The organism is Burkholderia sp. Bp9004 (assembly GCF_003858025.1).
Taxonomy (GTDB): Bacteria; Pseudomonadota; Gammaproteobacteria; order Burkholderiales; family Burkholderiaceae; genus Burkholderia; species Burkholderia diffusa.
Genome location: NZ_QTQD01000012.1, coordinates 130,153 through 149,670, shown reverse-complemented (window position 1 = coordinate 149,670; position 19,518 = coordinate 130,153). Strand labels below are relative to the sequence as shown.

Annotated in this window: 5 protein-coding genes; all 5 read left to right on the top strand. The window is 71.5% G+C overall.

Annotation, left to right across the window (positions count from 1 at the left end):
* The first annotated feature begins 81 nt into the window (after positions 1-81).
* Genes DIE08_RS15935 through DIE08_RS15915 form a run of 5 tightly spaced genes read left to right on the top strand, consistent with a single transcriptional unit; the run spans position 82 to position 19,458 of the window.
* Positions 82-9,765 carry a non-ribosomal peptide synthetase gene (locus DIE08_RS15935; protein WP_124902461.1) on the top strand — a complete coding sequence of 3,228 codons (9,684 nt, stop codon included), beginning with the start codon at positions 82-84 and terminating at the stop codon, positions 9,763-9,765.
* Positions 9,766-9,774: 9 nt separating this feature from the next.
* A complete protein-coding gene (locus DIE08_RS15930) occupies positions 9,775-14,769 on the top strand; it encodes a non-ribosomal peptide synthetase (protein WP_124902460.1) in 4,995 nt (1,664 codons plus the stop codon).
* Positions 14,759-15,784, top strand: a complete 1,026-nt coding sequence (locus DIE08_RS15925; RefSeq protein ID WP_124902459.1) for a GNAT family N-acetyltransferase — start codon at positions 14,759-14,761, stop codon at positions 15,782-15,784. The genes DIE08_RS15930 and DIE08_RS15925 overlap by 11 nt, the downstream gene beginning before the upstream one ends.
* Before the next feature lie 34 nt (positions 15,785-15,818).
* Positions 15,819-17,195, top strand: coding sequence for a lysine N(6)-hydroxylase/L-ornithine N(5)-oxygenase family protein (locus DIE08_RS15920; RefSeq protein WP_124902458.1), 1,377 nt, complete (start codon positions 15,819-15,821; stop codon positions 17,193-17,195).
* 46 nt (positions 17,196-17,241) lie between these two features.
* Positions 17,242-19,458: a TonB-dependent siderophore receptor gene (locus DIE08_RS15915; RefSeq protein WP_124902457.1), complete on the top strand. Its 2,217-nt coding sequence runs from the start codon at positions 17,242-17,244 to the stop codon at positions 19,456-19,458.
* Positions 19,459-19,518: the final 60 nt, after the last annotated feature.

Genomic DNA, 19,518 nt, shown 5'->3' with positions numbered 1-19,518 from the left:
CGCCGTTCGTCACACCAGTGAAGCCGCCCCATGCGGCCCCGAGACTTGGCCGAAGCGGCCGGACCGAAGGACTTCACGCACATGACGAGTTTCCCGACTGCGTTGCATCACCGAATTCGCGAACTGGCGCGCCGCGCGCCCGACGCGCCCGCGCTCGCCGCGCCTTTCCAGAACGACCTGCGCCTGTCGCGCGGCGCGCTCGACGCGCGTGCGTCGCACCTTGCCCGCCGACTGCGCGCGGCCGGGGTCGGCGCGGAAGTGCGGGTGGGCGTCTGCGTCGAACGCTCGTGCGAGCTGTTCGTCGCGCTGCTTGCCGTGCTGAAAGCGGGCGGCGTATTCGTGCCGCTCGATCCGCGTCATCCGGCCGCGCGCCTGGACTGGATCGTCCGCGATGCGCAACTGCGCCACGGGATCGTCGACGCGGCCGGCCGCGCGGCGCTCGGCGTGCCGTTCGAACACGCGTTCGACGCGATGCCCGCGGAGGCAGGTGCCGCCGCCTTCGTCGACGACGAGGACGTGCCGGTGCATCCGCGCTCGGCGGCGTACATGATCTACACGTCGGGCTCGACCGGCACGCCGAAGGCGGTGGTCGTCGAGCACGGGCCGCTCGCCGCGCATTGCGACGCGCTCGCGGCCGCGCTGCCGATCGAGGGCGGCGACCGCCTGCTGCATTTTGCGTCGGTCAATTTCGATGCCGCGCACGAATGCTGGCTCGCGCCGCTCGCGGTCGGCGCGAGCGTGACGATTGCGCCGCCGCAGCCGTTCACTCCGGACGCCGCCCATGCGCTGATGGTCAGTGAATCCGTCAGCGTCGCCGCGTTTCCGCCTGCATATCTGCGCGAATTCGCGGCCGTCGCCGCGCGCGAAGGCGTGCCGCCGGCGTTGCGCGTGCTCGCGTTCGGCGGCGAAGCGCTGCCGCAACAGGCATTCGAATTCGTGCGCCGTACGTTCCCGTCGGTTCGCCTGATCAACGGCTACGGGCCGACCGAGGCCGTGATCTCCCCGATGCTGTGGCCGGTCAAGCCGGGCGAAATGCCCGTGCTGGCCGATGACGATGCGTATGCATCGCTGCCGATCGGTCGCGCGATCGGCCCGCGCGTCGCGCGCATCGATGGCGACGATGGCGGCGAACTGCTGCTCGGCGGCGTATGCCTCGCGCGCGGCTATCACGGCCGCCCGTCGCTGACGGCCGAACGCTTCATTCCCGATACGCACGGCGAACCCGGTGCCCGCGTGTACCGAACCGGCGACCTCGCACGCCAGCGCGCCGACGGCGCGTTCGATTATCTCGGCCGCCTCGATGACCAGGTCCAGGTGCGCGGCGTGCGTGTGGAGCCCGCGGAAATCGCCGCGTGCCTGCGCACGCATCCGGCGGTGGCCGACGCGGCCGTGATCGCCGAAACCGGCAACGGGCCGACGCGGCTGATCGCGTGCGTCGCGCTGCGCGCGGCCGCCGACGATGCGACGCTGAAGGCGCACGTGGGCGCGCTGTTGCCCGCCGCGTGGCAGCCGCACCGTTTCGTGCGCTGCGACGCACTGCCGTACACGCTGAACGGCAAGATCGACCGTGCCGCGTTACGCGAGCGCATCGCCGGCCTCCGCGACACCGAACGATCCGCAGGCGACGAGCCGCGCACGCCGACGGAGCAGCAGATCGCGGGCCTCTGGCAAACACTGCTCGGCCTCGACGCGACGCCGTCGCGCGACGACCGCTTCTTCGCGCTGGGCGCCGATTCGCTCGCCGCGATGCAACTGCAGGCCGCGATCCGCGCCGCGTTGCGCGTGAACCTGCGGCTCGACACGCTGTTCGCCGATCCGGCGCTGGCTGAGCTTGCTGCGCACGTCGATCGCGCGGAACGCGAAACGGGCGAGCCGCTGGCCGCGATTGCCACACGCCGCGCGCCGGCCGATGCCGCTGCGTCGGGCGCCCCGTACGTCGATCGCGCCGCATCGCTCGCACAGCAGCGCTTCTGGGTGCTCGCGCAAACGCGCGACGCGAGCGCCGCGTATCACATCGCCGCGCACTGGACGATCGACGGCGCGCTCGACCACGCCGCACTGCAGCGCGCGCTCGATCACGTGATCGAGCGGCACGATGCATGGCGCACGACGCTCGTCGACAACGACGACGGCATCGTGATGCAGCGCATCCATGCGCATCTGCCCGTTACGATCGAAACGCTCGACCTGCGCGGTCAACCGCTGGCCACCCGCGACGCGCAAGCCGCGCGCATCGCCGAGCGCGACGCAGGCATGCCGTTCGATCTGTCGGACGGGCCGCTGCTGCGCGCGACGCTCGTCGCGCTCGCCGACGATCGCCACCGGCTGCTCCTGACCGCGCATCATGCGATCACCGACGGCTGGAGCTCGCGCTGCGCATTCGACGAGCTGTCGGCCGCGTACCGCGCGTATGCGGAAGGCCGCGAACCGTCGTTGCCGGCACTGCCGATCCAGTACGCCGACTATGCGGACTGGCAGCGCGACATGCTTGCCGGCGGCGAAGGCGAGCGTCAGCTCGACTACTGGCGCGGTGCATTGCGCGACGTGCCGGGCCCGCTTGCGCTGCCGGTCGATCGCCAGCCGGGCGCGACGCGCACGCTGCAGGGCGCGCGCGTGTCGGTCCGCCTGCCCGACGCGGTCGCTGCGGACATCCGGCGTCTCGCGCGCGACGCGCAGGCAACGGTCTTCACGGTGCTGCTGGCCGCACTCGACGCATGGCTGTCGCGCCTGACAGGCGAGACCGACGTGGTCGTCGCGGTGCCGGTCGCGCATCGCCAGCGCCCGGAAACGCGCGCGTTGCTCGGGCTGTTCCTGAATACGGTCGCGCTGCGTGTGCGGGTGGCGCCGACGCTGCCGTTCCGCGCGCTGGTCGACGCGGCACGCACGGCGGCGCTCGATGCGGTCGCGCACCAGGACGTGCCGTTCGAGCGCGTCGTCGATGCGGTGAAGGCGCCCGTCAAGCGCGGCGACGAATGGCTGCGCGTGAAGTTCGCGCAGCAGTTCGATGCACGGCACGACAGCGTGCTGCCGGGCGCGACCGCGGTTGCGACGCCGGGGCCCGATCTCGCCGCGCGCTTCGACTTCGCACTGGATTTCACCGACGACGCGCACGGAATCGAACTGGTCGCCGCCTATGCAACCGACTGCATCGATGCCGACACCGCGCGCGCGTGGCTGGACAGCTATGCGGCGCTCGTCGCGTGCGCTGCAAATGAACCGCACCGCACGACGGCCGCGCTGCCGTGCGATGCCTCTCCGGCGTCGCGCCTGCCGCGCGACGGCCGTGCGCTGAACGTCGAGCACGCCGACATCGTCGCCGCCTTCGCGCGGCAGGCTGCCGCTTATCCGCATCGCGTCGCGCTCGTCGATGCGTCGGCGTCGCTGACATTCGCCGAACTCGACGACGCGTCGAACCGCATCGCGCATGCGCTGAAGTTACGCGGCGCGGCGGCCGAAGCACCCGTCATCGTCTGCATCGAGCGCTCGGCCCGCTTCGTCGTCGGCCTGCTCGGCGCACTGAAGGCCGGCGCACTGGCCGTGCTGCTCGACCCGGCCCAGCCGGCCGCACGGATCGCGGCCGCAGCCGCCGATTGCGGCGCGCGCTGGGCCCTCGTCGCGCAGGGCCGGGATGTGGCCGCGTGGCCGGCCGGCAGCGCACCACAGCCACTCGACGTCGACACACTCGCGCAAGACGCGACGCTCGCGCATGCGGGCGACGTACGCGTCGCGCCGCATCCCGAGCAGGGCGCCTATCTGATCTATACGTCGGGTTCGACCGGCACGCCGAAGGGCGTCGTCGTGTCGCACGGCGCACTGGCCGATTACGTGCAGGGGATGCTCGACGAGCTCGCGTTCGCACCGGACGCGTCGTTCGCGATGGTGTCGACCGTCGCCGCCGACCTCGGCCACACGACGCTGTTCGGCGCGCTGTGCGCAGGCCGCACGCTGCACCTGCTGCCGGCCGCGTGCGCGTTCGATCCGGACCTGTTCGCGGACGAGATGCGCCGCCGCGACGTCGGCGTGCTGAAGATCGTGCCGAGCCATCTGCAGGCGCTGCTGGATGCGCGCGTGCCGGCCGACGTGCTGCCGCGCCACGCACTCGTGACCGGCGGCGAAACGCTGACGTGGGCACTCGTCGAGCGCCTGGCCGCGCTCGCACCGGCCTGCCGCGTGATCAACCATTACGGGCCGACCGAAGCGACCGTCGGCGCGATCGCGTGCGACACCGCGTCGATCGGCGCCGATGCGCGCGACCCCGCGAGCGCCGTGCCGCTCGGCCGGCCGTTGCCGAATGCGCGCGCGCTGGTGCTTGACGCGTTCGGCGCGTGCGTGCCGGCCGGTGCAACGGGCGAGCTGTATCTGGGCGGGCCGGGCGTGGCGCGCGGCTACCTGAACCGGCCGGCGCAGACCGCCGAGCGCTTCGTGCCCGATCCGTTCACGCCCGGTGCGCGCCTGTATCGCACCGGCGACCGCGTGCGCCTGCGCGCGGACGGCCGTCTCGCATTCCTCGGCCGCATCGACGACCAGGTGAAGATTCGCGGCTATCGCGTCGAACCGGGCGAAGTGAGTGCGGCCGTGCGTGCGGCCGGCCCGGTCGCGCAAGCCGAGACGCTCGCGATCGAGCACGACGGCCGCCTGCGGCTCGCGACGTTCGTCGTGATGCGCGACGGCGCGGCATTCGACGAGGCCGCCATGCGCGCGGCACTCGGCGCGACGCTGCCCGACTACATGGTGCCCGTGCAGTTCGTCGCGCTCGCGCGCCTGCCGGTGACCGCGAACGGCAAGATCGATCGCGCGGCGCTGCGCGAACTGGCCGCCGCGCCGGTGGCGGTTGCCGCCGGCGCCGCGCCGCAGGGCCTGGTCGAAACGGCGCTCGCCGAAGTCTGGCAGGCGGTGCTGAAGGTGCCGCACGTCGGCCGCGACGACAACTTCTTCGAGCTCGGCGGCGATTCGATTCTGGTGCTGCAGGTGATCGCACGCGCCCGCAAGCGCGGCGTGCGCTTCACGCCGAAGCAGCTGTTCGACGGCCCGACGGTCGCCGAACTTGCGCGCATCGCGAAAACCGGGGACGTCGCCGCTGCAGCGCCGGCAACGATATCGTCCGCGCCGGCTCAGGCCGCAACGGCTACCGCGGCTGCCGCGGCGACGATCTTGACGCCCGCGCAGCAGCGCTTCTTCGCGCTCGACGTGCCGCATCCGGGCCACTGGAACCAGTCGGTCGCGTTCGACGTGCGCGATCCGTTCGACGCTGATGCATTCGCGCGCGCGTTCGACGCGCTGCTCACGCATCACGACGCCTTCCGCCAGCGCTTTGCACACAGTGCGGATGGCCACTGGCACGCGCGCGATGCAGCGAAACCGTACGACGCACTCCCGTTCGTCGAGGTCGCCGCGCAAGACGAAGCCGACGCGCTGGCGCGCTTCGACGCCTTGCAGCGCCGCCTCGATCTCGGCCGCGGGCCGCTCGCGTGCGCATGTGCGGCGCGGCTGCCGGACGGCGCGACGCAGCTGTATCTGGCGATTCATCACGCGATCGTCGACGGCGTGTCGTGGCGCATCCTGCTCGACGATCTGGACGCCGCTTATCGCGCCGCATGCGAACGCACGCCGGTTCGCCTGTCGCCGCCGGGCTTGCGTGCGGATGCCTGGGCCACGCGGCTCGCGCGTGCCGCGACGGAACCGGCATCGCCGTTCGCCGCTGAAACGGCTTACTGGGCCGGCATGGCGCAGGGCGACGACCTCGTGCCCGATCATCCCGACGCACCCGCGACGAACGCCGACGCGGCGGTCGTCGTGCAGACGATCGACGCGGCGCTGACCCGCGCCGCGCTGACCGACGCGCACACGGCGTATCGCACGCAGACGATCGAACTGCTGGGCGCGGCGCTCGCACTGGCGCTGGCCGGTGCCCACGGCGCCGCGTCGTGCCGCGTCGAATTCGAGGGGCACGGCCGCGAGGCGCTGTTCGATGATGCGGACGCGAGTCGCACGATCGGCTGGCTGACGAGCCACTATCCGGTCACGCTGCCGGTCGAAGCCACCGCGCGCGACACGCTGTGCGTGGTCAAGGACACGCTGCGCGCGGTGCCGCACAAGGGGCTCGGCTTCGGCGTGCTCGCGCACTACGGCGACGCGGCGACGCGTGCGGCGCTGGCCGCCGTGCCGCGTCCGCGCGTCACGTTCAACTATCTCGGCCAGTTCGACGCGCCGCGCGACGCGACGCTCGTGCCGCGCTTCGGCGGCACCGGCATCGAGCGTGACCCGCAAGGGCCGCTCGGCAACACGCTCGCGATTCACGCATACCTCGATACCGACCGCGACGGCACACGCACGCTGAAGGTCCACTGGGTATACGGCACGCCGCAGTTCGAGCGCGCGACGATCGATGCATTCGCGGATCGCTTTGCCGCCGCGCTGCGCGACCTCGCCGACGCATGCGCATCGCGTGTCGCGCATCGCGGCGGCGGTGCGACGCCGGGCGATTTCCCGCTCGCGCGGGCCGCCGGCCTCACGCAGGCCGCGATCGAGCGCGCGCCGCTCGACTGGCGCACGATCGACGACGTGTATCCGCTGTCGCCGATGCAGCAGGGGATCCTGTTCCATGCGCTGTTCGCGCCGGGTCATGCAAGCTACGTGAACCAGCTCGTCGCGACCGCGACGGCGCTCGATGCCGACCGGCTCGTGGCCGCATTCGCCGCATCCATCGCACGCCACGATATCCTGCGCACCAGCGTGATGCCCGACGAGGCCGCGCCGCTGCAATGCGTGCATCGCCACGCGCGGATGCCGGTCGAACAGCTCGACTGGCGCACGCGCGGCGACGCGCTGGACACCGATTTCGACGCGTGGCTCGCGGCCGACCGCGAACGCGGCTTCGACTGGCGCGAGCCGCCGCTGATGCGGCTCACGCTGATCCGCGTGATGGACGACGCGTGGCGCGTCGTGTGGACGCGCCACCACGTGCTGCTCGACGGGTGGAGCACGGCGCGCCTGCTCGGCGACGTGCTGCGCGACTATCGTGACCCCGACGCGGTGTCGCCGTTCGAGCGCCGCCCGGCGCTGCGCTATCGCGACTTCATCGCATGGCTCGGCACGCGCGACCGCGAGGCCGACGAGCGCTTCTGGACCGGGCGGCTCGCGCGTCTCGACGCACCGACGCTGATCGCCGAGCGCGTGGCCGACCGCGCGGATGCCGACATGGTCACGTGGCGCGCGACGATCGACGCGGCGGCGACGACGCGTGTCGCGCAAACGGCGCGTGCGCTGAAGCTGACCGTCAACACGCTGGCGCAGGGCGCCTGGGCGCTCGCGCTGCAGCGCATGACGCACCAGCCGGCCGTCGCGTTCGGCGCGACCGTCGCGGGCCGTCCCGATGCGCTCGCGGACGTCGACACGGTGCTCGGCCTCTTCATCAACACGCTGCCCGTCATCACGGCGCCCGCGCCGCAACAACGCGCAGCCGACTGGCTGCAAGCGCTGCAACGCGAAAACGCGGCTGCCGCCGAGCATGCGCATACGCCGCTCGCGGACATCCAGCGCTGGGCGCGCGGCGCCGGGGGCGCACTGTTCGACACGCTGGTCGTGTTCGAGAACTATCCCGTCGACGACGCGGTGCCTGATGCCGATTCGCGCGCACTCACACTGAGCGGCGTGCGCAGCATCGAGTCGACCGATTTCGCGCTGACGCTCGTGATCGAGAGTGGCGCCGAACTGACGATCGACTACGGCTACGACACCGCACGCGTCGACGCGCATCAGGTCGAGCGCTGGCACCGCGCGTTCGCTTGTGCGCTCGATGCGCTGGCCCGCACGCCGGACGCGCTGCTCGGCACGCTGTCGATCGCCGACGACGCGACGCGCGACGCACTGGCGCGCGCGCAGGACACCGCGCGGACGTGGCCGGATGCGCAACGGCAGCCGCTGCATCTGCAATTCGCGGCCGCCGCACGGGCAACGCCCGACGCGATCGCGCTCGAATACGCGGATGTCCACGGTGGCGTGCAGCGCGCGACCTATCGCGAGCTCGACCTGAAGACGACACGCGTCGCCGCCGCATTGCGCAGGCGCGGCGTGCGGCCCGACACGCCGGTTGCGCTGTGCGTCGAGCGTTCGTTCGACATGGTGACGGCGCTCGTCGGCGTGCTGAAGGCCGGCGCCGCGTACCTGCCGGTCGATCCCGACTATCCGGCCGAGCGCATCGCGTACCTGCTGCGCGACGCGCAGCCCGCGGTCGCGATCACGCAGGCGCATCTGCGCGAGCAGGTCGAGGCCGCGCTCGGCGATGAAGCGCCGACGCAACTGCTGACGGTGGCCGATCTGCTTGCGGACGAGGCGTGCGAAGTGGCCGATGCCGCCGCCGACGTCGCAACCGACGTCGACGACGCACGGCTCGCGTACCTGATCTATACGTCCGGCTCGACCGGCAAGCCGAAGGGCGCCGGCAACACGCACGGCGCGCTCGCGAACCGGATCGCGTGGATGCAGCACGCGTACCGGCTGACGCGCGACGACGTCGTGCTGCACAAGACGCCGTTCGGCTTCGACGTGTCGGTGTGGGAATTCGTGTGGCCGCTCGCGACCGGCGCGAAGCTCGCGATCGCCGCGCCCGGCGACCACCGCGATCCGGCCCGCCTCGCGGCCGCGATCCGTGCGCACGGCGTGACGGTGCTGCACTTCGTGCCGTCGATGCTGGCCGCGTTCGCCGCGTATCTCGACGATTTTTCGGCCGCCGCGCAATGCGACAGCGTGCGCCTGATCGTCGCGAGTGGTGAGGCGCTCGCGCCCGAACTCGTCGCGAAGGTCGCGCGCCTCGTGCCGAACGCGACGCTCGTGAACCTGTACGGGCCCACGGAAGCCGCGATCGACGTGTCGCACTGGACCTGCGGCCCCGACGACGCCAGCGCCGTCGCGGTGCCGATCGGCCATCCGATCGCGAACCTGCAACTGCACGTGCTCGACGCGGCCTGGCAGAGCGTGCCGGCCGGCGCGACCGGCGAACTGTATCTGGCGGGCGCGGGCCTCGCGCGTGGCTATCTCGGCCGCCCGGGGCTGACCGCCGAGCGTTTCGTGCCCGATCCGTTCGTGCCCGGCGCCCGCATGTATCGCACCGGCGACCTCGCGCGGCGTCGCGCCGACGGCGCGCTCGACTACCTCGGCCGCGTCGACATGCAGGTGAAGCTGCGCGGCCAGCGAATCGAACCGGGCGAGATCGAGGCGCTGCTGCGCGCCGCGCCCGGCGTGCGCGACGCGGTCGTGATCGTGCGCGACGAGCAGCTGATCGGCTATGTCGCATGTGGCGACTCGGGGCCGCTCGACCGTGCCGCGTTACTGGATTCACTGCGCGCGCAGTTGCCGGCTTACATGGTGCCGTCGCAGCTGATCGAACTCGACGCGCTGCCGGTCACGCCGAACGGCAAGTGCGACCGCCATGCGTTGCCCGCGCCGGTGCGCGAGGCGATCGCGGCCGTCGAGCTCGCAACCGACACGCAGCGCGCGCTCGCGGCGATCTGGCAGCGCGTGCTGCACGTGGACGCGATCGGCCGCGACGACGATTTCTTCCTGCTCGGCGGCCACTCGCTGCTCGCGACGCAGGCCCATGCGCAGGCGAACCTGCACTGGGGCCTCGCGCTGCCGCTGCGCACGCTGTTCGACACCCGCACGCTCGCACGCTGCGCGGACGCGATCGACGCGGCCTGCGCGGCACGCGGCGAGACCGACGCGGCGAGCGCGATCGATGCGCTGCTCGGCGAACTGGAAGCCCAATAAGGACGACGAATGACGAAGGCTCAACCCGACTGGCTCGCGCTTGCGACGCGCTTCACGCAACTGCCGGACGCGCAGCGCGCGGTGTTCATCGACAAGCTCGGCGCGGCCGGCATCGACTTCCGCATGCTACCGATCCCGCCGCGCACGCCGCGCGCCGACCGCGTGCCGGCATCGTTCGCGCAGACGCGGCTGTGGCTGCACGCGCGGTTGATCGACGCGCCTCACGCGTATCACGTCACCGAGCGGCTCGCGCTGACGGGCCCGCTCGACGCGCATGCGCTGCGGCTCGCGTGCGACGCGCTGATCGCGCGCCATGAAGCGCTGCGCACGACCTTCGACGAAGCGGAGGACGGCGTCGCACAGACGATCCATCCGCCGCTGCGCTGCCCTTGGCGTGAGACCGATCTCGAAGCGTTGCCCGACGCGCAGCGCGTCGCGCGCGCCGAAAGCGTCGCAATGGCCGATGAAGCCGAGCCGTTCGATCTCGGCGCGGCACCGCTCGTGCGCGCGCACCTTATCCGCTTCGACGCGACGCAACACTGGCTCGCGCTGACCGTTCATCACATCGTGTCGGACGGCTGGTCGTCGGACGTGATGCTGTTCGAACTCGCGGCGTTCTATCGCGCGTATGCGTCGGGGGAACCCGTGCCGCTCGCGCCGCTGCCGATCCAGTACGCGGACTACGCGCTGTGGCAGCGCCGCTGGCTCGATGCCGGCGAGCGCGATCGGCAGCTGGCGTTCTGGCGCGAGCGGCTCGACCCGCAGCGCGGCGTGCTGACGCTGCCCGGCGCGGCCGCGCGGCCCGCTCGCCGCAGCGCGCGCGGCGCACGTCACGTGTTTTCGCTCGACGCGCGCATCGGTGCGCGGCTGCGCGCGTTCGCAGCCGCGTCGGGCGCGACGCCGTTCGCGGTGTTGCTCGCGGCGCTCGACGCGCTGCTCGCGCGTGCGACCGGCGATGCGCGGATCTGCGTCGGCGTGCCGGCCGCGAACCGCGAGCGCGCGGAAACGGCCGGCCTGATCGGCTTCTTCGTCAACACGCTCGCGATCGACGTCGACGTACCCGCGCACGGCGATTTCTCGTCGCTGGTCGCGCGTACGCAGCGCGCGCTCGTCGATGCGCAGATGCACCAGGACGTGCCGTTCGAGCAGATCGTCGACGCGCTCGGCGTGCCGCGCAGCGCGAGCCACCATCCGCTGTTCCAGGTGATGGCCGCGTACGGCGAGCGCCGCGCGCTGCCGGCGCTGGGCGCGGCATCGGCAACCTTGCTGCCGTCCGGCACGCCGTCCGCCAAATTCGACCTGACGCTTTCCGTCGAGGCGACACCCGACGGCACGTTCGACGCCGCGTTCATCCATGCGCTCGACCTGTTCGACGGCGACGCGATCGCGCGGCTGGCCGCGCGCTTCGTCACGCTGCTCGCCGATGCGCTCGCGCGCCCCGACGTGCCGATTGGCGATCTCGACTGGCTGCCGGCCGACGAACGTGCGCAACTGTTCGCGTGGAACGCGCCGGCGGGCGCGGCCGAAGCCGAGCCGTTCGTCCCGGTCCACGCGCGCATCGCCGCGCATGCGCAGGCACGGCCGGACGCGCGCGGTGTCGCCGACATCGATCGCGCGCTGACGCGCGGTGAGGTCGACGCGCGTGCGGCACGCATCGCGCGCAACCTCGTCGCGGCCGGCGTGCGGCCCGAAATGCGCGTCGGCGTCGCGCTGCAGCGTTCGGTCGACCTGCTGGTCGCGCTGATCGCGGTGCTGAAGTCGGGTGCCGCGTTCGTGCCGCTCGATCCGGCCCATCCGCGCGAACGCCTCGCGCAGATCGTCGACGACGCGGGCATCGCGCACGTGCTGACCGACGGCGCAAGCGCCGCATCGCTGCCCGAGCTGCCTGCACTGCGCATCTGGCGCGCGGACGAAGTCGACGCACTCGACGAAGCCGCGGACGTCGCACTGCCGGACGTGTTGCCCGGTCATGCGGCATACGCGATCTACACGTCGGGTTCGACCGGCAAGCCGAAGGGCGTGATCGTCGATCACGCGGCGTTCGCGCGGCATTGCGTGGCGATCGCCGAGCGCTATGGCGCGGGCGAGAACGACGTGTTCCTGCTGTTCCAGTCGGTCAACTTCGACGGTGCGCATGAAGGCTGGTTTTCGCAATACCTGTCAGGTGCCGCGGTGTCGGTGACGGCCGACGTGCTGTGGCCGCCCGCGCAGACCTGCGCGATGATGATTCGCGACGGCGTGACGATGACCTACGTGCCGCCCGGCTGCGCCGCGCAGCTCGCCGAATGGGCGCTCGTGCACGGCGCGCCGCCGACGTTGCGCTCGTTGACCGTCGGCGGCGAAGCCACCTCGCGCGAAGCGTTCGCGATGCTGCGCCGCGCGATGCCGAACGTGCGCGTGGTCAACGGCTACGGCCCGACCGAAACCGTGATCACGCCGACGCTGTGGATGTTCCGCCCCGGCGACGATCTCGCGAAGCTGGGCGACGCCGCGTATCTGCCGATCGGCACGCTGGTCGGCGCGCGCACCGCGCACGTGCTCGACGCGCGGCTGCATCCGCTGCCGGTCGGCGTGATCGGCGAACTGTACCTGGGCGGCGAGGGGATCGGCGTCGCGCGCGGCTACCTCGATCGTCCCGCGCTGACGGCCGAGCGCTTCGTGCCCGATCCTTACGGTGCGCCGGGCGCGCGCCTGTATCGCACGGGCGACCTGGTGCGGCGTCGCGCGGATGGCGTGTTCGACTTCATCGGCCGCGTCGATCATCAAGTGAAACTGCGCGGGCTGCGCGTCGAGCTCGGCGAGATCGAGGCGCAGCTGGCCGCGCACGACGCGGTGCGCGAAGCGTGCGCGGTCGTGCACGGGCAGGGCGCGCAGGCGCAGCTCGTCGCCTACGTCGAACTGACCGCTGACGCGCAAGCGGCCGCGCAACCGTTCGAAGCCGCGACGCTCGACGCGCATCTGCGCCGCACGCTGCCTGACTACATGGTGCCCGCGCAACTGATCGTGCTCGACGCGCTGCCGCGCAACGCGAACAGCAAGGTCGACCGTGCGCGGCTGCCGGCGCCCGTGCGCGTCGAACGCGCATACGAAACGCCGCACGACGGCGACGAAACCGCACTCGCGGGGATCTGGTGCGACGTGTTGAACGTCGAACGCGTCGGTCGCCGCGATCACTTCTTCGAACTCGGCGGCCATTCGCTGGCGGCGGTGCGCGTCGCGACGCGCGTCGCCGAGCGGCTCGGCCGCGACGTGCCGGTGCGTGCCTTGTTCGAAGCGCCGGTGCTCGCGCAATACGCACGCCACGTGGCCGATGCGCCGCGCGCCGCGCACGGCGGTGCCACCGTACCGGGCATCGCGGTGGTCAAACCCGATGCGTTCGGCGTATGGCCGCTGTCGCCCGCGCAGCTCGGCCTGTGGTTCCTGTGGCGCGCGCAGCCGGACAGCGCCGCATACAACATTCCGGTCGCGCTGCGCGTGCGCGGCCCGCTCGACGTCGATGCACTGCGCGCCGCGTTCTCGGCTGCGGCGGCCGCGCACCCGGCGCTGCGCACGCGGCTCGTCGCGCGCGACGGCATGCTGCCGGGCCAGCGGATCGACACCGCGCCGCCCGTCGCGCTGCCGCTCGTCGACTTGTCCGCGCTGCCCGATGCGCTCGCCCGCGCGGCGGCGCTGACCGATGCCGACGCACTCGCGCCGTTCGATCTCGCGGCCGATGCGCCGCTGTGGCGCGCACGCGTGCTGCGGCTCGGCGCGGACGATCACGTGTTGTCGGTGACGATCCATCACATCGTGTCGGATGGCGAATCGATCGAGCTGTGGCTCGACGCGGTGCGCGCAGGCTATGTCGATCTGGTACGTGGCGGAGCGGAATCGGTATCGACGCCGCCTCGAAACACGTCGCTCGTGCTGCCCGTGCCGTGCCACCCGGCCCGCGTCGCGTACTGGCGCGACGCGCTGGCCGACCTGCCGCCGCCCGTGCTGCCACGGCGAGCCAATGCGCCGGCCGTCCCGCAATGGCGTGCGGCGCGCATCGCGTTCGATTTCGACGCATCGTTGATCCGTGCCGCACGCGACGCCGCGTCGGCCGCGCACGCGACACTGCCGATGCTGCTGCACGCGGCGCTCAACACCGCGCTGTTCCGCGTGACCGGTGCGGCCGATCAGCCGGTCGGCGTCCTGGCATCGACGCGCGAGCTGACGGGTGATGCCGCGCGCGATGCGCTCGGTCTTTTCATCAATTCCGTGGTCGTGCGCACACGGCTCGACACCTCAGCCTGCCGCTCGGACGTGCTCGCGCAGGTGCGCGATACAGCGCTCGCCGCGTATGCGCACGCCGACGTGCCGTTCGCCGACGTCGTCGCCGCGCTGCGCGCGCCGCGTGCCGCGCAGGCCAATCCGCTGTTCCAGGTGATGTTCAACTACCTGCGCCCGACTGGTGCCGCCGCACGCGACTGGGCCGGCTTGTCGCTTGCCGAGTTCGATGACGTGCGTCATCGCGTCGTGTTCACGCTCGAGCTGGACGTCGTCGAGCATCCGGACGGCCGCGTGAGCGCTGCGTTCTCGTATGCGGACGAACTGCTCGACGGCGATTTCGTCGACGCGCTCGTCGACCTCTATCACGACGAGGTCGCGCGTTTCGCCGGCGCGCCGGAAGCGGCGCTCGGCGCGCCCGACGCGCTGTTCACCGCGCCGGCGGCGGTCGCAGCCGCACCGGCCGGCGGCGCGGCGATGCAGGTCATGACGACATCGTGCGCGCCGGACTCGGCAGCCGCGCTCGCCGCGCTGTGGTCGGACACGTTCGCGACGGCCGCGCCCGCACCCTGTGCCGATCTGTTCGAAGCGGGCGCGACTTCATTCGACGTGGTGCGCTTCGTCGATGCGGCCGGCCGCGCCGGGGTCGCGCTGACGGTGGCCGACGTATTCGCGTCGCCGACGCTCGCGGCGCTCGGCGCGCGTATCGATGCGTCGGCCGAAACGGAGCAGGAGGTGCGCGATGCTGGCTGAAGTGCGTCCGGACGGATTCACGATGCCGGATACGTGCCGACTCGCGTTCGCGGACGGCCTGTTCGCCGTACGCGACGACGCGGAGATCCGCGTCGCGCAGGGCGACGGCATCGGCGCACAGTTGCTGCGCGCGCAGCTCGCGGCCGACGGCACGCTGCGCCTCGTCGCGTACAACCATCGCGCGGCACCGGGCGACCAGCGCCGTGCGCTGCTGGCCGCGCTCGCCGCCGCGTTTTCCGACGACGCGCGCCGCGCGGCGATCCGGCTCGACCCGGCCGCGTGGCCGGCGGTCGCGCTCGATGCGCTGCGCGCGAGCGGCGTGCTCGGCGACGGCGGCCTGTGCATGCGTGAAGGCTGGGCGCAGCAAGCCGATCTGTGGCGCGTCGGCACGCCGCTGCCATGCGCGACGCTGCCGATGCTGACCGACGGCCGGCGGCATCCGCGCCGGCCGCCCGCGCCGCGCGGTGACGTGTATGCGCGCGACCTGCCGGCACTCGGCGTGCGTTTCACGTTGCGCGGCTGGCAGCCGGGCGAGGACGCCACGCGCCTGGCGAACTGGTTCGACGCGCCGCGCGTGCGCGACGGCTGGCCGGGCACGCAGCCCGGCGCACACGGCACGGCGCCCGATGCCGATCCGCACGTGAGCCCGCTCGTCGGCTGCTTCGACGGCGAACCCTTCGCGTACGTCGAGGCGTTCTGGCTGAAGGAAGACCCGCTCGCGCCGCACGTCGGCGCGCGCGATTACGACCGCGGGCTGCGGCTGCTGGTCGGGGAATCGCGCTGGCGCGGCCCGCATTGCGTGGCGGGCTGGCTGCCGTCGGTCGTGCATTACCTGTTTCTCGACGATCCGCGCACCGAAGCGGTCGGCTGCGCGGTCCCAGCCGGCCGCGCGCGGGTCGTCGACACCCTCGCGCGGCACGGCTTCGCGCGGCAGCGCCGCCTGGCGCTTGCCGACGGGCAGCCGCTGTGGATGCGCACGCTGCGCGAGACCTTCTTCTCCGGCCGTCACGTCTGACGGGCCGGATTCACCGACAAGGGAGCTGAGAGACATGCAGAGAGAAACCGTATTCGACCTGATCGGCGTCGGCTTCGGGCCGTCGAACCTGGCGCTGGCCGTGCGCCTCGCGGAACGCAACGGCACGCGCCCGTTCGCGCATTGCTTCGTCGAACGCCAGCCGGAATTCGGCTGGCACCGCGGCATGCTGCTTGACGACTGCCGGATGCAGATCTCGTTTCTGAAGGATCTCGTCACGATGCGCGATCCGAAGAGCCGCTACACGTTCATCAACTACCTGTTCGAACGCGGCCGGCTGAACGAATTCGTCAACCTGAAGAACTTCTATCCGACCCGCATCGAATTCCACGACTATCTGAGCTGGGTCGCCGACGCGTTCGACGAGCACGTCCATTACAGCGAAACCGTCACCGCGATCGAGCCCGTGCGCGGCGACGGCGCGCGGATCGACGCGCTGCGCGTGCTGTCGCGCGATGCGGCCGGCCGCGAGCGCCAGCGCGTGACGCGCGCGCTGTCGGTCGGCGTCGGCGGCACGCCGGCGGTGCCGGACGCGTTCGCCGCGCTCGGCCGCGATCGCGTGATCCATTCGTCATCCTACCTGACCGACATCGACCGGCTGGTCGCAGCGCCGGACGGCGAGCGCCGCCGCGTCGCGGTGATCGGCGCGGGGCAGAGCGCGGCCGAGGTGTTCATCGACCTCGCGCGCCGTTTCCCGCACGTCGACGCGAGCCTCGTGATGCGGGCAGGTGCATTGAAACCGGCCGACGACAGCCCGTTCGTCAACGAGATCTTCAGCCCCGAGTTCACCGACGTCGTCTACGCGCAGCCGCACGACGCGCGCCGCGCGCTGCTCGAGCGCTATCGCGACACCAACTACGCGGTGGTCGATCGGCCGCTGATCGAGCAGATCTACGAAATGCTGTACCTGCAGCGCATCGACGGCACGCCGCGCCATGCGCTGCTCGCGAACAGCGCGATCGAGGCCGCGGTGCGCACCGCCGACGGCCGCATCGAGCTGACGCTGCGCGACCGGATGAACGGCGCGACGCGCGTCGAACGCTTCGACGCGCTCGTGCTCGCGACCGGCTACCGGCGCGACACGCATTCGACGCTGCTCGAAGGGCTCGCGCCGCATCTGGGCGATGCGCTCACGCGCGGCGACGTCACGCGCGACTACCTGCTCGCGACGCCCGGGCACTTCACGCCGCGCATCTACCTGCAAGGCTGCTGCGAAGACAGCCACGGCCTGTCCGACACGCTGCTGTCGGTCCTGGCGCGCCGCGCGGACGAGATCTGCGCGTCGCTCGAAGAAGGGGCCGCGCCCGCCGATGACGATGGCGCGGCCCGGGCACTGCATGAACAACGACATCAAGACGGGGCGAGCGCGGGCCGCATGGCTTTCGCTCTTTGACAAAGGCGCGGTCGGAGACCGCATCGGAAAAGTGGAGCAGAGAAAGATGGAGTGGGCAACAGGCACGCGTGTGCGTGCGATCGCAGCCGCGGCGAGCGTGGCGTTCGGGATGGCGGCAGGGCACGCATACGCGCAGACGGCGCCGGCCGTGAACGCAGGCGCCGCCGCGTCGGCCGGCAATGTGCAGAACGGCGCGACGTCCGGCACGCTGCCGGCGATCAACGTCAACGCGGGCTCGGAGGGCGACGGCACGGTCGGGCTCGTCGCGAAGCGCAGCAGGACCGGCACCAAGACCGATACGTCGATCAACGAAATCCCGCAGACGATCAACGTCGTCACCGCGCAGCAGATCGAGATGACCGGCGCGACCGACGTGAACGCGGCGCTGCGCTACGTGCCGGGCTTCTCGTCGTACGGCTCGGACAACCGCTCCGACTGGTACGCGGCACTGCGCGGCTTCACGCCGACCGCGTACGTGAACGGCCTGCAGGTGCCGAACACGCTGAACCTGTCGAGTTGGCGCGTCGATCCGTACATGATCGACAGCATCACCGTGCTGCGCGGGCCGACGTCGGTGCTGTACGGTGCCGGCGACCCGGGCGCGATCATCGACGTGCAGACCAAGACGGCCGACGGCGAGCGCGTGCGCGAAGCCGGCGTGCAGTTCGGCAACTACGCGCGCAAGCAGTTCATGATCGATGTCGGCGACAAGCTCGACGCGGATGGCAAGTACGCGTACCGGTTCGTCGGCGTCGCCCGCGACGGCAACGCGCTGACGGGCCCGAACAACGACCAGCGCGTCGCGCTCGCGCCATCGTTCCGCTGGCGCCCGGACGCGGATACGTCGCTGACGCTGTCCGCCACGTATCTGCAGGACTGGGGCGACATCTCGTCGAACTTCCTGCCGGCGCAGGGCACGGTGCTGCCGAACCCGAACGGGCAGCTCGACAAGGACGTCTATGGCGGAGACCCGGATTTCAACTACTACCGCAAGAAGCAGTGGTCGCTCGGCTACCAGTTCGAGCGGAACCTGAACGCAATGTGGACGTTCCGGCAGAACGTGCGCTGGATGCACCTGTCGCTCGACAACGGCTCCGTGTTCGGCGCGGGCTTCGCCGACGGCAGCCTGACCGACATCAACCGCTGGGCCGGCGTGTTCCAGACGAACTACAGCCGCTTCGACATCGACAACAACCTGCAGGGCCGCTTCGGCACGGGGCCGCTCGAGCACACGCTGCTGCTCGGCTTCCAGTACAACCGGCAGACCGCTACCGACAGCGAATGGCTGGCCGCCGCACCGACGCTGAACATCTACAACCCGGTCTATACGCCGGTCACGCTGTCCGTGTTCTCGCCGCCGAACACCACGTACCGCACCAACACGTACACGACGATGAACACGTTCGGGCTGTACGTGCAGGACCAGGTCAAGTGGAATCGCTGGACGCTGACGCTCGGCGGCCGCGAGGACTGGGTGAACCAGCGGATGGACGACCGCGAGGGCGGCACGCAGTCGAAGGCCGACATCACGGCGTTCACCGGCCGCGTGGGCCTCACGTACCAGGGCGACTACGGGTTGTCGCCATACATCAGCTACGCGACGTCGTTCAACCCGCTGATCGGCGTGAACCTGTATGGCGGCGGGCTGCCGCAGCCGACGCGCGGCAAGCAGATCGAGGCCGGCTTGCGCTGGCAGCCGCCCGGCAAGAACCTGATGCTGAGCGCGGCGATCTACCAGATCAACCAGACCAACGTGCTCACGTCGACGCCGCTCAATCTCGATCCGTCCGGCACGACGTCGGTCCAAACCGGTGAGGTGCGCTCGCGCGGGATCGAGCTGAACGCGACCGGCAAGCTCACGCGGAACCTGTCGCTGATTGCGTCCTACGTCTACCAGGACGTGAAGAACGTGAAGGCCAACGACGCATCGCTGAACAACTGGCCGGTCGACATTCCGCGGCCGCGTCAGATGGCGTCGCTGTGGGCGGACTGGACGTGGCACACGGGGCCGCTCACGGGCTTCGGCCTGGGCGGCGGCGTGCGCTACCAAAGTGCGTCGGCCGGTGCGGCGGACAACTCGCTGACGGTCGGGAGCTACACGCTGTTCGACGCGGGCGTGCATTACGACACACGCAACTGGCGCTTTGCCGTGAACGGGACGAACCTGTTCAACCGCCACTACATCAGCGGTTGCCAGTCGACGAGCGTCTGCATTTTCGGTACCGACCGCACGGTGATCGCCACCGCGAAATACAACTGGTGACGCCGCGCGCCGCGGCACGCCGGTCGGCCATCGGGCCGGCGCGGGCGGGCCGCGGCGCCG

Bases quoted from the DNA above. Each gene is read 5' to 3' on its own strand.
- DIE08_RS15935 (WP_124902461.1), top strand. From the start codon at position 82: ATGACGAGTTTCCCGACTGCGTTGCATCACCGAATTCGCGAACTGGCG.
- DIE08_RS15930 (WP_124902460.1), top strand. From the start codon at position 9,775: ATGACGAAGGCTCAACCCGACTGGCTCGCGCTTGCGACGCGCTTCACG.
- DIE08_RS15925 (WP_124902459.1), top strand. From the start codon at position 14,759: ATGCTGGCTGAAGTGCGTCCGGACGGATTCACGATGCCGGATACGTGC.
- DIE08_RS15920 (WP_124902458.1), top strand. From the start codon at position 15,819: ATGCAGAGAGAAACCGTATTCGACCTGATCGGCGTCGGCTTCGGGCCG.
- DIE08_RS15915 (WP_124902457.1), top strand. From the start codon at position 17,242: ATGGAGTGGGCAACAGGCACGCGTGTGCGTGCGATCGCAGCCGCGGCG.